General features: G+C 43.9%; 14 protein-coding genes. 13 read left to right on the plus strand and 1 reads right to left on the minus strand.

Features of this window, described 5'->3' with window-relative positions; genetic code table 11:
• Positions 1–377: 377 nt before the first annotated feature.
• The 11 genes from rfbB to AB5Y59_RS19460 all read left to right on the plus strand — a co-directional run bounded on the left by rfbB (position 378) and on the right by AB5Y59_RS19460 (position 12,332).
• Complete coding sequence (gene rfbB, locus AB5Y59_RS19410; RefSeq protein WP_139737853.1) at positions 378–1,442, plus strand: dTDP-glucose 4,6-dehydratase; 1,065 nt, start codon at positions 378–380, stop codon at positions 1,440–1,442.
• 150 nt (positions 1,443–1,592) lie between these two features.
• Positions 1,593–2,606 carry a UDP-N-acetylglucosamine 4,6-dehydratase (inverting) gene (gene pseB / locus AB5Y59_RS19415; protein ID WP_139737852.1) on the plus strand — a complete coding sequence of 338 codons (1,014 nt, stop codon included), beginning with the start codon at positions 1,593–1,595 and terminating at the stop codon, positions 2,604–2,606.
• A gap of 8 nt (positions 2,607–2,614) precedes the next feature.
• Positions 2,615–3,778 carry a UDP-4-amino-4,6-dideoxy-N-acetyl-beta-L-altrosamine transaminase gene (gene pseC / locus AB5Y59_RS19420; protein WP_319858925.1) on the plus strand — a complete coding sequence of 388 codons (1,164 nt, stop codon included), beginning with the start codon at positions 2,615–2,617 and terminating at the stop codon, positions 3,776–3,778.
• Positions 3,779–4,465, plus strand: a complete 687-nt coding sequence (gene pseF / locus AB5Y59_RS19425) for a pseudaminic acid cytidylyltransferase (RefSeq protein WP_319858924.1) — start codon at positions 3,779–3,781, stop codon at positions 4,463–4,465.
• Positions 4,466–4,470: 5 nt separating this feature from the next.
• The gene (pseG, locus tag AB5Y59_RS19430; RefSeq protein ID WP_319858923.1) at positions 4,471–5,988 is read left to right on the plus strand and encodes a UDP-2,4-diacetamido-2,4,6-trideoxy-beta-L-altropyranose hydrolase; all 1,518 of its coding nucleotides are present in this window, start codon (positions 4,471–4,473) and stop codon (positions 5,986–5,988) included.
• Positions 5,989–5,999: 11 nt separating this feature from the next.
• Positions 6,000–7,034 (plus strand): pseudaminic acid synthase, encoded by a 1,035-nt coding sequence (gene pseI, locus AB5Y59_RS19435; RefSeq protein ID WP_218972404.1) that lies wholly within the window; start codon positions 6,000–6,002, stop codon positions 7,032–7,034.
• Between the two features lie 35 nt (positions 7,035–7,069).
• A complete protein-coding gene (locus tag AB5Y59_RS19440; protein ID WP_319894156.1) occupies positions 7,070–8,332 on the plus strand; it encodes an oligosaccharide flippase family protein in 1,263 nt (420 codons plus the stop codon).
• On the plus strand, positions 8,329–9,240 hold the full coding sequence (locus tag AB5Y59_RS19445) for a glycosyltransferase family 52 (RefSeq protein ID WP_319894155.1): 912 nt from the start codon (positions 8,329–8,331) through the stop codon (positions 9,238–9,240). Before AB5Y59_RS19440 ends, AB5Y59_RS19445 begins: the two co-directional genes overlap by 4 nt.
• 242 nt (positions 9,241–9,482) lie before the next feature.
• A complete protein-coding gene (locus AB5Y59_RS19450) occupies positions 9,483–10,517 on the plus strand; it encodes an EpsG family protein (RefSeq protein WP_261999554.1) in 1,035 nt (344 codons plus the stop codon).
• An 18-nt stretch (positions 10,518–10,535) separates the two neighbouring features.
• Positions 10,536–11,582, plus strand: a complete 1,047-nt coding sequence (locus AB5Y59_RS19455; protein ID WP_319858920.1) for a glycosyltransferase family 4 protein — start codon at positions 10,536–10,538, stop codon at positions 11,580–11,582.
• Positions 11,583–12,332 (plus strand): glycosyltransferase family 2 protein, encoded by a 750-nt coding sequence (locus tag AB5Y59_RS19460; RefSeq protein ID WP_319858919.1) that lies wholly within the window; start codon positions 11,583–11,585, stop codon positions 12,330–12,332.
• Between the two features lie 95 nt (positions 12,333–12,427).
• Here the strand turns inward: AB5Y59_RS19460 and AB5Y59_RS19465 are convergent, their stop codons facing one another.
• Positions 12,428–12,592 (minus strand): hypothetical protein, encoded by a 165-nt coding sequence (locus AB5Y59_RS19465; protein ID WP_225315731.1) that lies wholly within the window; start codon positions 12,590–12,592, stop codon positions 12,428–12,430.
• A 39-nt stretch (positions 12,593–12,631) separates the two neighbouring features.
• Here AB5Y59_RS19465 and AB5Y59_RS19470 point away from each other — a divergent pair, with 39 nt between their 5' ends.
• On the plus strand, positions 12,632–13,657 hold the full coding sequence (locus tag AB5Y59_RS19470; protein ID WP_225315733.1) for a sugar transferase: 1,026 nt from the start codon (positions 12,632–12,634) through the stop codon (positions 13,655–13,657).
• 5 nt (positions 13,658–13,662) lie between these two features.
• Positions 13,663–14,553 (plus strand): dTDP-4-dehydrorhamnose reductase, encoded by an 891-nt coding sequence (gene rfbD / locus AB5Y59_RS19475; RefSeq protein ID WP_319858918.1) that lies wholly within the window; start codon positions 13,663–13,665, stop codon positions 14,551–14,553.
• Positions 14,554–14,585 lie beyond the last annotated feature (32 nt).

The raw sequence follows: 14,585 nt of genomic DNA on the forward strand, positions 1-14,585 counted from the left end.
TAGGCGCTTTCCTATTGTTTTGACTGTTCATCTTTGGGTTAAACAAGATAGAATCTGACCCCGAATCGGGTTTGGGGCGCAGATAGCCCAAGATGTGAGCAATGCAGGCTGTGGACTGCCTGGGTGTGTAATGTAATGCGACAACATTGTTAAACATCAATCAAAACAAGAAGCTGGAGGATGTGATGGCCAACAGCACGGACAATCAGGTTAAAAGCAGCATGTTGGGAGCTGTAACCCAAGGGCGGTAGCTAACACTGTTGCCAGCTTCTGGCTGTCGTGGTTTTCTCAGGCAATATTGACCTCGAATACTGGTCATACAAGTATGGCCTTGCCTGCCTCAGCTATTCACTGACCATGCATGAACACCCACTGATATGAAAATTCTTGTTACCGGTGGTGCCGGCTTTATCGGTTCTGCCGTTGTCCGCCATATCATCCGGTATACCCGGGACTCAGTTGTCAATCTGGACAAGCTGACCTATGCGGCGGATCCGGCATCTCTGGCGTCTGTATCTACGAGCGATCGTTATGTGTTCGAGCAGGTCGACATCTGCAATCGCGTTGAAGTGGACAGGGTCTTTACAACCCATCAACCCGATGCCGTAATGCACCTGGCCGCCGAGAGCCACGTTGATCGCTCCATCACAGGTCCTGCCGATTTTATCCAGACCAATATCGTCGGCACCTATATGTTGCTGGAAGCGGCACGCGCCTATTGGAACGATCTGGACGAGGTACGCAAGGCTGCATTTCGCTTCCATCATGTCTCCACCGACGAGGTATACGGCGATTTGCTCCATCCGGATGAGTTGACTTCCGGAGCCGCGTTGCCGTTTTTCACCGAGACTACCTCGTATGCGCCGAGCAGCCCCTATTCTGCCGCCAAGGCATCGAGCGATCATCTGGTGCGCGCCTGGCACCGAACGTACGGGCTGCCCGTGCTGGTGACCAACTGCTCGAACAATTACGGGCCCTGGCAAAATGCGGAAAAACTGATTCCACAAACGATCGCCCACGCCCTGGCCGGCAAGCCCATCCCGCTTTATGGCCGGGGAGATCAGATCCGCGACTGGCTCTATGTGGAGGATCATGTCAGAGCACTGTTGCTGGTGCTGACCAAAGGGCGAGTGGGAGAGACCTACAACATCGGGGGCCACAATGAGAAGCGCAATCTGGAAGTGGTGCAAACCATCTGCGATCTGCTCGACGAACTGGTCCCCTTGTCCCCATCTCCTCTTGAGGGAGAAAAGCCCGGGGAAAGGGTGAAAAGCTATCGGGATCAAATCACCCATGTGGCCGACAGGCCCGGCCATGACCGACGTTACGCCATTGATGCCGGCAAAATAGCCACTGAATTGAAATGGCTGCCGCAGGAGAGTTTTGAGTCAGGATTGTATAAAACAGTACAATGGTACTTAGATAGCTCGTGGTGTTTGTAAAACTAGCACAATGAATATTGATAATATTCATTGCAGTTATCCAAAGACATTTTAATCCCAATAGGCAACACTGATTTTTGATAAGCTCAGTATTGGAATCACTAATGTAGTGATAACTTGTTTAATTTGAGAGAACATATAGGAATTGTTATGCTGAATAATAAAACAGTATTAATCACAGGTGGTACGGGATCATTTGGTAAACAATTTATAAAAACTATCCTTGAGCGCTACCCCCAAGTTAAGCGCATTGTCATTTTTTCTCGAGATGAACTAAAGCAATCTGAATTACGTTTAAATTATCCGCAAAAAGATTATCCACAACTACGCTTTTTCATTGGTGATGTACGTGATCGTAATCGAATGGTTCAAGCGTGCGAAGGAATCGATGTCATTATTCATGCTGCTGCTATTAAACAAGTAGATACAGCCGAGTATAATCCGACAGAGTGCATTCGCACTAACGTCGATGGTGCTGAAAATGTTATCCACGCTGCTTTGCAGTGTGGAGTAAAAGAAGTTGTAGCGTTGTCAACAGATAAAGCTTGTGCGCCGATCAATCTTTATGGAGCGACAAAGCTGACCTCTGACAAGTTGTTTACAGCAGCAAATAATATCAAAGGTTCGCGAAATATAAGATTCAGTGTAGTTCGCTATGGAAATGTAATGGGGTCTCGGGGTTCTGTAATACCATTTTTCTTGAAAAAACGTGCTGAGGGTGTGTTGCCGATCACCCATGAAGAAATGACACGTTTTAATATTTCACTGCAGGATGGTGTTAATATGGTGATGTATGCTCTGGAGCATCATCTCGGTGGTGAGATTTTTGTGCCAAAAATCCCATCATATCGTATTTTAGATATAGCAACAGCAATATCTCCTGAATGCAAGACGAAGGTAGTTGGTATTCGTCCAGGAGAAAAGCTGCATGAAGAGATGATTACAGATACCGATTCATTGAACACAATTGATTTGGGCCGCTATTACGCAATTTTACCTTCTGTGTCATTCAATCATACAGAAGAAGACTATATTAAGCATCATAGTGCCGTAAAAGTACCGTTTGGTTTCAAATATAACTCAGGTACTAACACTGAGTGGGAGACCGTGGAGTCTCTGCGGGAATTGATAAAAACTCATGTAGATGCCAACTTTGAAGTGTGAGATAAAACGTGATTCCATACGGTAAACAAGAGATCACCCAGCAAGATATTGATGGCGTGGTTGCGGTGTTACAATCTGATTTTCTAACTCAGGGACCAAAAGTCCCTGAATTTGAAAAATATTTAACAACCCATACTGGCGCAGCGTATGCGTTGGCTTTAAATAGTGCTACTTCGGCACTACACATTGCCTGTTTGGCTTTGGGTCTTGGTCCTGGCGATGTTTTATGGACAAGCCCAGTTACTTTTGTTGCATCAGCAAATTGCGGTTTGTATTGTGGCGCCAAAGTCGATTTTGTAGATATAGATCCAGATACATATAATCTGTGTCCGAAGCAATTGGAGAAAAAGCTAATTGCAGCTAAAGCCAACGGTACCTTACCCAAGATAGTCGTTCCTGTTCATTTATGTGGCCAACCTTGTGACATGGAAGCGATTTCCCGTCTGGCAACTGAATATGGCTTTAAAGTTATCGAGGATGCATCACATGCTATCGGCGGTAGTTATTTAAACGAACCCATTGGCAATTGTCGATACAGCGACATTACGGTATTTAGTTTCCATCCGGTTAAAATTATCACTACTGCTGAAGGTGGCGCAGTGGTAACTAACCAAAAAGATTTAGCTGATAAAATGGCCTTGTTACGTAGCCATGGTATCACCCGTGATATCGAGCAGATGAAAGGCGAAAGTCATGGTGGTTGGTATTATCAACAGATTGACTTGGGCTTTAACTACCGAATGACCGAGTTACAAGCTGCATTAGGGATCACCCAAATACAACGCCTTGATGAATTTATCGCTGCTCGTCATCGCTTGGCTGACCGTTATAACAGACTTTTGAAGCGGTTACCGATAGTCTTACCATTCCAGTTAGAAAATACCCATTCCGGATTGCATCTTTACGTTATACGACTTCAGCTTAATAATATTTCATTAACGCACCGAGAGGTTTTTGAAGCGTTACGTGAAAATGGTATCGGGGTGAATGTTCATTACATACCTGTACATACACAGCCTTATTACGAAGATATGGGATTCAAATCTGGTGATTTTCCTGAGGCAGAGCAATATTATCGTGAAGCTATTTCTTTGCCGATGTTCCACGGCATGACAGAAGAGCAGCAAGATAAAGTAGTATGCGTATTGTCTGAGATATTGGAAGGGAAATAAATGAATATTGCCATCATCCCTGCCCGTGGTGGCAGTAAGCGTATTCCTAGGAAAAATATCAAACCATTTCATAGCAAGCCCATGATCGCATGGTCCATCTTAGCTGCTAAGAAGGCTGGTTGTTTTGAACGTATAATTGTTTCAACCGATGATGCTGAAATTGCTGCTGTTGCACTCGAATATGGTGCTGAAGTGCCATTTACTCGCCCGGCAGAGATTGCTAACGATTATGCCACTACTGGTGAGGTGATAAGCCATGCCATTAATTGGTTGATAAATCAGCAAGGGCAAGTGCCGGAAAACGTATGCTGCCTCTATGCAACAGCACCTTTTGTTGAGCCTGATGATTTATGCCAGGGATTAGAATTGTTAACGTTCAACAAGGAATGCCAATTTGTTTTCAGTGCTACTCGCTTTTCGTTTCCGATTCAACGCGCTATCAAGCTTGATGAGTCAGGTTGGGTGAGTATGTTTCATCCCGAGTATCAACTAACTCGTTCCCAAGATCTGGAGGAAGCCTACCATGATGCGGGGCAATTTTATTGGGGAAAGGCTAATGCTTGGCTTAATAAATTACCTATATTTGCCGCGCATACACAGGTAGTTCTATTACCCAGCCACAGGGTGCAAGATATTGATACTCAGGATGATTGGCTGCGTGCTGAGAAGCTATTTACGCTAAGGTAATAGCCATGAAGTTTTTTATTCGCACCGATGCATCACGTTGGATAGGTTCCGGCCATGTAATGCGCTGCCTAGTGCTAGCCGATGGCTTAAAATCGGCAGGTCATCAGGTAACATTTATTTGTAGACCGCAAGATGGTGATTTGCTCGATTTGATTGCTGCGCGTAACCATAATCTGCTTGCCTTACCATCTCTGACAACTGTTATCAGACCTGAGCATGGGGCTGATTATTCTTCTTGGTTGCAAGTGCCATGGCAACAAGACGCTGCAGATGTTTTAGAAAGTGTGGTATACGCTGACTGGCTGATAGTTGATCATTATGGAATTAATGCTCAGTGGGAACGGGAAATAAGGCTGTCGTTAAATTGTAAAGTTTTGTCTATCGATGATCTGGTGCGCCCCCATGATGCTGATTTGATTCTGGATCAAACGCTTGACCGCACTCCGGAGGCCTATTTTGAGTGTTTTAATATATCAGACAAGCAGCCTGTAGTATTAAGTGGAGTTGCATACGCCTTGCTGTCTTCACAATTTGGAAAAATAAGAAATCAGGGGATACTACGAGCCCCTGCCAGTCGTCAGCCTAGGATTTTACTCTCCTTTGGTGGTATTGATGAGCCAAATGTGACGCTAAGAGTACTTAAGGCGTTAAGTGAGTTTAATGCTGTATTTACCGTGCTGTTAAGCCCTCGAGCACCACACTATCAAGCAGTGAAAACGTGGTGTGATGATCGTGTTAATGTTGTTCATTATGATTTTATACAAGATATGGCAACCTTGATGAGCGAGCACGATCTGGCCATCGGTGCTCCAGGGACAACCACTTGGGAGCGAGCCTGTCTGGGATTACCAAATATAGTAATTCCGATAGCAGAAAACCAACAGGCCATTTGCCAAGCATTGTTGGCACATCAAGCTGCTTTATTAGTACAACAGTCTGATATTGAAAGTAGATTAATCCCTGCACTGCATGACTTGTTGAATAATTATAAAGAATACGTAGATAATAATCTCGAGTTGTGTGATGGCAAGGGGGCGCAGCGAGTCATTAATACTATTATGGCTAATACAGAAATATCAGGATTTAGGCTAAGGCCGGTATCAATCGATGATACTCTACTGATTTATCAGTGGCAATCTGATCCAATAACCAGACGTTATGCGCTTAATCCCAATCCCCCTAGTTGGGTAGAGCACAAAAGCTGGATGGAAAAAAAAATACAGTGCCAGCAAGATTATTTCTTTTTGATAATTAATGCTGAAAGTAGCGAACCCTGTGGTGCAGTTAGACTAGATGAACTAGGTACTGACAATTACCTTATCTCAATTTTTGTTGCTCCTAATAAGCATGGTCAGGGTATTGGATTAACAGGTTTGAAATTACTTGATAGATGCCTACCAAAAATCAGGATTCATGCCACAGTACTGACCGAAAATATAGCATCGCAGCGCCTTTTTTCTAATGCTGGCTACCAGCAGGTAGCGCCAGATAAATTTATAAGAGAACCATTATGGACAAAATAATCAAGCCGTTTATTACCATCAATGGCCGCAAGATTGGCCCTGACTATCCACCATATATTATTGCGGAACTCTCCGCTAACCACAATGGTGATATCAATCGTGCTTTTGCGATCATGGAAGAGGCAAAAAAAGCGGGCGCAGATGCAATAAAACTTCAAACATATACCGCAGACACTATTACTCTTGAATGTGATAGTGAGGAATTTCAAATTCACGGTGGGCTATGGGATGGTAAAAATTTGTACCAACTCTACAAAGAGGCCCAAATGCCATGGGAGTGGCACCAACCGTTGTTTGAGAAAGCCAAAGAGTTGGGGATCACCATCTTCAGTTCTCCTTTTGACTTTACTGCTGTTGATTTGTTGGAAGATCTTGACGCACCAGCCTACAAGATAGCGTCTTTTGAGTTGATAGATTTGCCATTGATAAAACGTGTGGCGCAAACAGGTAAGCCAATGATCATGTCTACCGGCATGGCCAATGCGGAAGAGATTGCCGAAGCGATTGCTACTGCCCAGTCCAATGGTTGCCAAGAGTTGGTCGTGTTGCACTGTGTCAGCGGTTATCCTGCGCCGGCGGATCAATACAATCTGCGGACCATTGCCGATATGGCTGAGCGTTTTGGTGTGCTATCTGGCTTGTCTGATCACACTATCGATAATGCCACCGCTGTGGCCGCGGTAGCCTTGGGGGCTTGTTTAATCGAAAAGCATGTCACCATGGATAGAAATGGCGGGGGCGCTGATGATAGCTTCTCGCTCGAACCTCATGAGCTTGCTGCGTTATGTAAAGATGCTAAAACTGCTTGGTCAGCATTAGGCAGCGTAAATTATACGCGTACTGAAGCCGAAAAAGGAAATGTCAAATTTCGGCGTTCTCTATATGTGATACGAGACATTAAAGCTGGGGATGTATTAAGTAATGATAATGTGCGTAGCATTAGGCCCGGATTTGGTTTGGCTCCGAAGTATTTAGAGCAAGTCCTTGGCAAAACGGCTATAGTTGATATTAAACGCGGAACTCCGTTATCATTTGAATTTATTTAAGAAGGTGGTGAAGCTTTTGCTTCACCCAATAAAATATGTCTTTAGCCAAAAGTTCCTTAGTTTATCTCATTTCAAATATTATCAATGCATTAATCCCATTTTTATTATTACCAATATTGACTCGGCTGCTTTCACCTGCCGAGTATGGCCAAGTAGCCATGTTTCAAATATTGGTGGCAGGCTTGGCTGCATTTGTAGGTTTAAATACGGTAGGTGCAGCTAATCGGAAGTTTTATGAGCATAATAATAGTTTGAAAGCGCTTGGTTTATACAATGGAGCTTGCTTACAGATATTATTAGGTTCAATGATAATTGTTTTTATCCTGTGTGTGTTATTTTCTGAACTGTTGGTCAGCTATTTGTCTATCCCTGTTAATTGGATTTACAGTGCTGTGCTATTAAGCTCTTTTAATTTCATTTTAAATTTACGTTTAGGGCAATGGCAGATTCGAGGGGAGGCCATTAAATTTGGCGCACTACAGATCAGCAACAGCCTTTTTAATATGGGATTATCATTGCTATTGGTCCTCTCCTTACATCACGGCGCTCAGGGTAGGATTGATGCACAAATAATTGCTGCTGGATTGTCTACTGTTGTTGCAGTTTATCTATTAATGAAAGATGGGTTGGTTCATCTGTATTCCTTGCGTGTAGATTATATTAAGCAAGCACTGCAATTCGGAATTCCATTAATCCCTCATGTTTTCGGATTTTTTTTGCTATCAGCAATTGATCGCTTTGTAATAAATCAAAAGTTAGGGCTTGGTCATGCTGGTATATATATGGTTGCGGTCCAATTAAGCATGGCATTTAATATTGTATTTGATGCGCTAAACAAGGCTTATGTGCCTTGGTTATTTGAAATATTAAAGCATGATGAAATGGCGGAAAAACGTAGAGTCGTTAACTATACTTATCTATATTTCATATTTTTACTAGCCATCGCTCCCATTCCCTTTTTGATTGGGCCTTGGGCTTTATGTTTCATTGCTGGAGAAGAGTTTAGAAAAGCAGGAGAGATAATTGGCTGGCTTTGTTTAGGGCAAATATTTGGTGGTATGTATTTAATGGTGACTAATTATATTTTTTATGCTAAGAAAAATAGTGGGTTATCTTTAATTACCATTACATCCGGCATCATCAATGTTGGACTATTACTACTACTAGTTAACTCGTTCGGTTTGATTGGGGCTGCATGGGCGTTCGCTATTACCAAATTCATTCAATTCATTAGCACTTGGCTTTATTCAAGTTTTGTTCTAGCTATGCCATGGTTACCTCAAGGTGGGAAACTATGAATTTAGTTGTTTGTAATACACCATTTCAAGCTTTGCAGATTATCAATTTGGTTGCCAAAGGAATAATAACAAACTTCGATTTTTTTTATTTTTGTAAAAATAAAACTGCACAAGTAGAATATTACTTTGAGCAAGTTAAGAAGCACGCTATTTCATCACAACTCTATATTAGTGACAAGCGTTATCCTTATCATATATTAGACATCAGGCGTCTATTCAAAGGTAGGTATTACCAATCTGTCTACAGTGCCTCTGTTGATAGTGTATTCACACACAGTATTTTATCGTTTATAAAATTTGACAATTTTTACTCTTTTGATGATGGGTCTGCTAATTTAAATAGAAACTCTACATATTACATTGAACAGAGAGGTTATTTTAAACGGATATTGTTCAGATTGACAGGTTGTAAATATGACTTGAGAAAAACGAAATCAATAATTCGTTCTCATTATACCGTATATAAGAATAAAAAAAATATAGTACCCAATACAACATATATTGATTTTGAGTTTCCTGCTCAATGTTCTGATGGCCGAAAGGAAACTAACGACAAAAACTCAGTCGCCAATGTATTGTTAGGTACAGTTTATGATGAGGTGTTTTCGGATAATGAGGTAATAATTAAAAAATTGTCATGCTTTTTTGCCGATAAAGATTTCTATTATATCCCACACCCAAGAGATACACATAACTTCTTTATAAATGGAATGCGTATCGATGGGCCTGAGATTGCTGAAAGCAAAATTCTATCTTTGTTAAAAAGATATGAAACAATAAATTTATATGGTTTTGGAAGTTCAGTTCAAATAAATATGAGCTCACATCGTGGTGTTGTTAATTATGTTTTTGACATAGAGACTTCAGGTTTTGATTATGATTTTACTTATAAAACCATAACAATATAGAATTTAATTGCTCTTATTAGTATGAGCGTTTTTATATTTAAGTGCTTGTGTCACAATTTTCAACCTATTAAAGCTTGAGGCGTGGATGACATTAATGAAATAGTTTTTGCGACCCTCAATGCTATATATCAACCTAAAGCTTTTAGTAACACGGATATCATGGAAGGAAATTATAAAAAACCTCCAGCAAACGTTAATGTCGGCAAGGGTTTAAATATATATGATCATTATAGAGTGCTACCATGGTAATTAAGAAGAGCTTTGTGATATCGATATTAATGTCCCTGCCTATTATACTTATAGTGGGAATGAGGGGAGGGACTCCCGATACACAAATATACTACAGATTGTTTCTTGATATAAATAGCTATCCACTATTTAGTCCATCTGATTTTTATATGTTATCAGGTGTTGAGATTGGCTTTGGATGGTATGCTTATGTTGTATCTTTAATTTCTGACTCTTCATTTGTTCTTTTTTCATTGTTTTCATTTTTGAATTTTATTTTCATATATAAAACAACAAAGCTAACGCATGTAAAATATCACCTGATTTTTTTATTTTATATATCAAGTTCATATTTTTTTATGCAGCAATTTATGCAGATGCGCCAAGGATTGGCTATTAGTATAGCTTTTTTTGCTATTTCGCATTATCTTGTATTCAAGAGAGTTACTTATCTATTTGCATTGATGTTATGCGCATCGTGTTTTCATCAGTCAGCATTCATATTGTTTTTGTTTTCCCTTGTTTTCTTTATTTTTAATTCATCATCCCTTTTTAAAGGAAAGAAAGTTATATTTTTATGCTCAGTGATGATGATATTTTTGATTGTTGTATTTAAATTTTTACTACTTGATATGCTGATTGGTATGTCATCTAGATTGCAGAGTTATGCTGCATCCGAAAAATTCTCAGATCCTGTCGGTATATTAACCCTTCCTGTTATTAGAACAGTAGGCATATTTGTTTTTGTGCTCATAATGTCACCCATGAAACTTTGGAATGACAATTTATTTAGATTTATGTTTTTTATGCAGTCTGTAGCAATATCAACGAGAATAGGTTTTTCTGATTTTGGTATTCTGAGTGGACGTTTGTCAACAGCATTTTCATATGCCGAAGTCTTCATGCTACCAATGGTAATAGCAAGTAGATTTTCTTCTGGTGTTGCAACATTTATCTGTATTGCGGTGTTTGTATTACAGCTAGTTATATCGATTGGTTTTCAATCACCTTATCTTGTTGATATGTATTTCATACCATTAGGTCGTTAGTTTATATAGTGGCAAACTATGCAAAAAAATAAAAAAATATCTATCTTCATTAATGATATTAGTTGTTCAGGTGGAACGGAACGCGTAGCATCATTTTTGGCTAATAGTTTTTCGTTATTAGGCTACGATGTTGCACTTATATCTTTAACACTAAACAAACAAGAGCCATACTATCATCTAAATGAGTCAGTCACATGTCAAGTAGTTGGGTCTACATCACAGTATGCTTTGGCAAAATTTCTAAAAAATCATTGCTGTGATATATTGATATCAATCTCCATGGGGCGGCTCTCATTTCAATTATCGATTATTCATTTCTTGTTGCGCCACAAGAGTAAAATTATTCTAAGTGAGCATGTAGCCTACGAAACTTCACCTTGTTGGATTCGTGCTTTAAAACGCTTAAGCTATCATCTTGCGGATGAGTTGGTGTTATTGACACAACATGATCAATCCATTCTCGATGGAAAGGTCAAAGCCAATGTGAGTGTTATTTCCAACGCCAGTGCATTTCCGGTGCAAGGTGCAGATAGCCTGGCACAAAAGAAAAAAGTCGTCCTGGCGGTTGGTCGTCTCACCTATCAAAAAGCATTTGATCGTTTATTGCATATCTGGGCTGCTATCGACGATAAAAAGGGGTGGGAGCTGCGTATCATCGGAGATGGAGAGGATCGCGACAAGTTGCAAAAGATTGTCGATGATCATGCGCTTGCTGACACAGTTTCCTTGCTCCCCGCTGCCAAGAACATTGACATTGAGTATGCCAATGCGAGCATTCTGGCGATGACCTCCCATTATGAAGGCCTTCCTCTGGTATTGATAGAATCGAAGTCTTTTGGATTGCCGGCGGTTGCATTTGATTGCAAGACCGGGCCAAGAGAAATTATCAGCGAAGGTGTTGATGGATTCCTGGTATCGGATGGTGACATGGAAGCATACAAGGAGAAGTTGGTCTTTTTAATGAACTCGGATGATGCACGAAGAAACATGCAGCTCGCAGCCTTGTCTGCAGCAGAGCGCTATTCACCCGAGATCATTGTCAAACAGTGGATGAGGTTGATATAAATGCCATTTGAATCAGTGTCTATTATCATGCCCGCTTATAATGCGGCAAGATATATAAGGCATAGTGTTGAATCTGTATTGTCCCAATCATTTGGCGATTGGCGCCTCTATATTGTTGATGATGCATCAACAGATGACACAGCGAATGTTGTGGCAGATATCCACGATGATAGAATCGAATATATCCTGCTCAAGGATAATGGTGGTGTAGCCAATGCCCGCAATGTCGGCATTCAATCAGCCAAGGGCAAGTATATTGCTTTTCTGGATAGTGATGATCTCTGGGAATCAAACAAACTGGAAAAACAGATATCTTTGCTGGAGCAAGGGTATGCTGTGGTGTGTGGCAATTACTCTACTTTTCTCTCTGATGACATTGATCGCACCGTGGCAGTGCGAACCAGTCCGATGGAATTCAGCTACAAGGATATGCTGAACAGCAACCGGATCGGAAATCTGACGGGAATATATAACCGCGAACTGCTTGGCACATTTTACCAAGAGCGCTGTGGGCATGAAGATTACCTGATGTGGCTTGCAATAATGAAGGTTGCAAAAAAGGCTGCCTGCGTTCAAGACATCATTGCTCGTTATAGATTGAGTTCAAACTCATTATCTGCAAATAAATTGACCGCAGCAAAATGGCAGTGGCATATCTATCGGCACAAGTTGTTGTTAAGTTTGCCAGATAGTTTGTATCATTGGCTCAGCTATGTCGTCATCGCGTTGAAAAAACGAATTCGCGAGTAGAATTAGAAAGTTATGTATTTATTTGACCTTTATTTCGATCTCTGGGGGTAACTTTGTCCTTTCAACGCCGTCACTCACGCTGGTATGAACGTGTGTTATTCAGCCCTCCTGCCTTGTTCATCTTCGGGGCCTTGCTTGCGGTTTGCCTGCCTGCCATTGAGCGATGGGGCCTGGAATTTTGGCATCACCTCGATGCCGTCCGGATCAATACCCTGAGCGGTGCCTTTGTGGCGTTTCTGCTGACCGGGATTGTGCTGCATCGCTTCCTGCGCTATCCGGGCGCAAGTCCCGTGGCCTATATGATCCCCACGGTGACCACCCTCTATGGTGCCCTGGTCGGCATTCTCTTCTTCCTGCGGCTGCCTTACAGCCGTCAGGTATTGTTCGAATCGTATCTGGTTGCCTTGCTCTGCTGCTGGCTGGCCTACTTCATTGGCCGCCGTTACCGGACCCCCAAATACGCCTTGTTGCCCTTTGGGGACTATCAGGCCCTGACCCGGCACGAGTGTGTGCAGTGGCGTCTGCTGGACAAACCCGATCTCGGGGCCGTGCGTTATGACGCCGTGGTGGCAGACCTTCGGGATGAGAAGCTGGCGGGTGAGTGGGAGCGTTTCCTGGCGCGCTGCGCCCTGTCTCACATTCCCGTCTATCACATCAAGCAGATCAGCGAGACCCTGACCGGGCGCGTGAAGATTGATCATCTGCACGAGAACCAGCTTGGTTCCCTCTTGCCGTCCCCCGTCTATGCCTTCATCAAACGTGGAATGGACATTCTGGCCGCGTTGATCGCGATCCCGCTGTTCTCCCCCCTGATGCTGGTGACGGCGATCCTCATCAAGCTGGAGAGTCCGGGCCCCGTGATGTTCCTGCAAAACCGGGTAGGGAAGGGGAACAAGGATTTTCGCATCTACAAGTTCCGCAGCATGTGCAAGGATTCGGAAAAAGCCGGCGCCCAGTTTGCCCAGGACGGCGACATGCGCGTCACCCGGGTGGGCAAGGTGATCCGCAAGCTGCGCATCGACGAGCTGCCGCAGTTCTTCAACGTCCTTAAAGGGGACATGAGCCTGATTGGGCCAAGACCGGAGCAGCGCACGTTCGTCGATCAGTTCGAACGGGAGATCCCGTTCTACATGTACCGTCACATCGTGCGGCCCGGGATCAGTGGCTGGGCGCAGGTGGTCCACGGTTATGCCGCCGATGCCGATGATACCCGCATCAAGATCGAGCACGATTTTTACTACATCAAGCACTTCTCCCTCTGGCTGGATGTGCTCATCGTGTTCAAGACCATCCGCACCATCCTGACCGGTTTTGGCGCGCGGTAATCCCGATGCGGATCTTGTTGCTGGGGGCTCGTGGCCAGTTGGGACGAGCCCTTTTTTCTGCCCTTTGCCGGGATTATCCCCATTGGCAGGTGACGGCCCTTGGCAGGGATGCGTGTGATATCACCGACCCCGGTGCGCTGATCAGCGCCCTGAACCGCCATCAGCCTGATGTCATCCTCAACGGTGCGGCCTTTACGGCAGTCGATCTCGCACAGAGCCAGCCCGAGCTGGCAGAGCGTATCAATCATCAGGCCGTCGCACTGCTTGCCCGGGAAGCCGGTGCCAGGGGGGCGCTGCTGGTGCATTTTTCCACCGACTATGTGTTCGATGGCTCCGGCAGCGCTCCCTGGCGCGAGGTGGATGTGCCTGCCCCGCTCAATGTCTACGGTGCCAGCAAGCTGGCCGGAGAGCAGGCCATTCAGGAGCTATGTCCCCATCATCTGATCGTGCGCACCAGCTGGGTTTATGGTGGGGAGGGGGCACACTTCGCCCGAGCCATCTTGCGCCGTGCCAACGAGGGCCAGCCCCTTGAGGTGGTGGCGGATCAGTGGGGAGCGCCGACCCAGGTGGACTGGCTGGCAACGTCCGTTCTCCTGGCGCTGACACAGGTCGTAAAGGCGCCAGACAAGGGCGGCCTCTATCATCTCTGCCCCGCAGGCGAGACGAGCTGGCATGGCTTTGCATCCGCCCTGGTTGAGGAAGGTTGTCGGCTTGGTCTGCTGGCGCAGCCCGTTCCGATAAAACCCATTCCATCTGCAAACTGGCCCCAGGCAGCCCGTCGGCCATCCAACTCCAGGTTCGATTGTCGACGGTTTGCCACTGTGTTCGGGATCCAGATCCCGGCCTGGGAAGGGCTGATGAGCCGCTGGCTTGCCAGTCAGTGTGAAGGTGAATGACGTGACGCGTGTCTTGATGGCTCTCTGTTCTC

The sequence above is a fragment of the Aeromonas sp. s10 genome (assembly GCF_040907975.1).
GTDB lineage: Bacteria > Pseudomonadota > Gammaproteobacteria > Enterobacterales > Aeromonadaceae > Aeromonas > Aeromonas caviae.

Coding starts and splice junctions, on each gene's coding strand:
- pseF (WP_319858924.1), top strand. CDS start 3,779: ATGAATATTGCCATCATCCCTGCCCGTGGTGGCAGTAAGCGTATTCCT.
- AB5Y59_RS19455 (WP_319858920.1), top strand. CDS start 10,536: ATGCAAAAAAATAAAAAAATATCTATCTTCATTAATGATATTAGTTGT.
- AB5Y59_RS19465 (WP_225315731.1), bottom strand. CDS start 12,592: ATGCAGCACAATCCCGGTCAGCAGAAACGCCACAAAGGCACCGCTCAG.
- AB5Y59_RS19470 (WP_225315733.1), top strand. CDS start 12,632: ATGATCCCCACGGTGACCACCCTCTATGGTGCCCTGGTCGGCATTCTC.
- rfbB (WP_139737853.1), top strand. CDS start 378: ATGAAAATTCTTGTTACCGGTGGTGCCGGCTTTATCGGTTCTGCCGTT.
- pseB (WP_139737852.1), top strand. CDS start 1,593: ATGCTGAATAATAAAACAGTATTAATCACAGGTGGTACGGGATCATTT.
- rfbD (WP_319858918.1), top strand. CDS start 13,663: ATGCGGATCTTGTTGCTGGGGGCTCGTGGCCAGTTGGGACGAGCCCTT.
- AB5Y59_RS19450 (WP_261999554.1), top strand. CDS start 9,483: ATGGTAATTAAGAAGAGCTTTGTGATATCGATATTAATGTCCCTGCCT.
- pseG (WP_319858923.1), top strand. CDS start 4,471: ATGAAGTTTTTTATTCGCACCGATGCATCACGTTGGATAGGTTCCGGC.
- AB5Y59_RS19445 (WP_319894155.1), top strand. CDS start 8,329: ATGAATTTAGTTGTTTGTAATACACCATTTCAAGCTTTGCAGATTATC.
- AB5Y59_RS19460 (WP_319858919.1), top strand. CDS start 11,583: ATGCCATTTGAATCAGTGTCTATTATCATGCCCGCTTATAATGCGGCA.
- AB5Y59_RS19440 (WP_319894156.1), top strand. CDS start 7,070: ATGTCTTTAGCCAAAAGTTCCTTAGTTTATCTCATTTCAAATATTATC.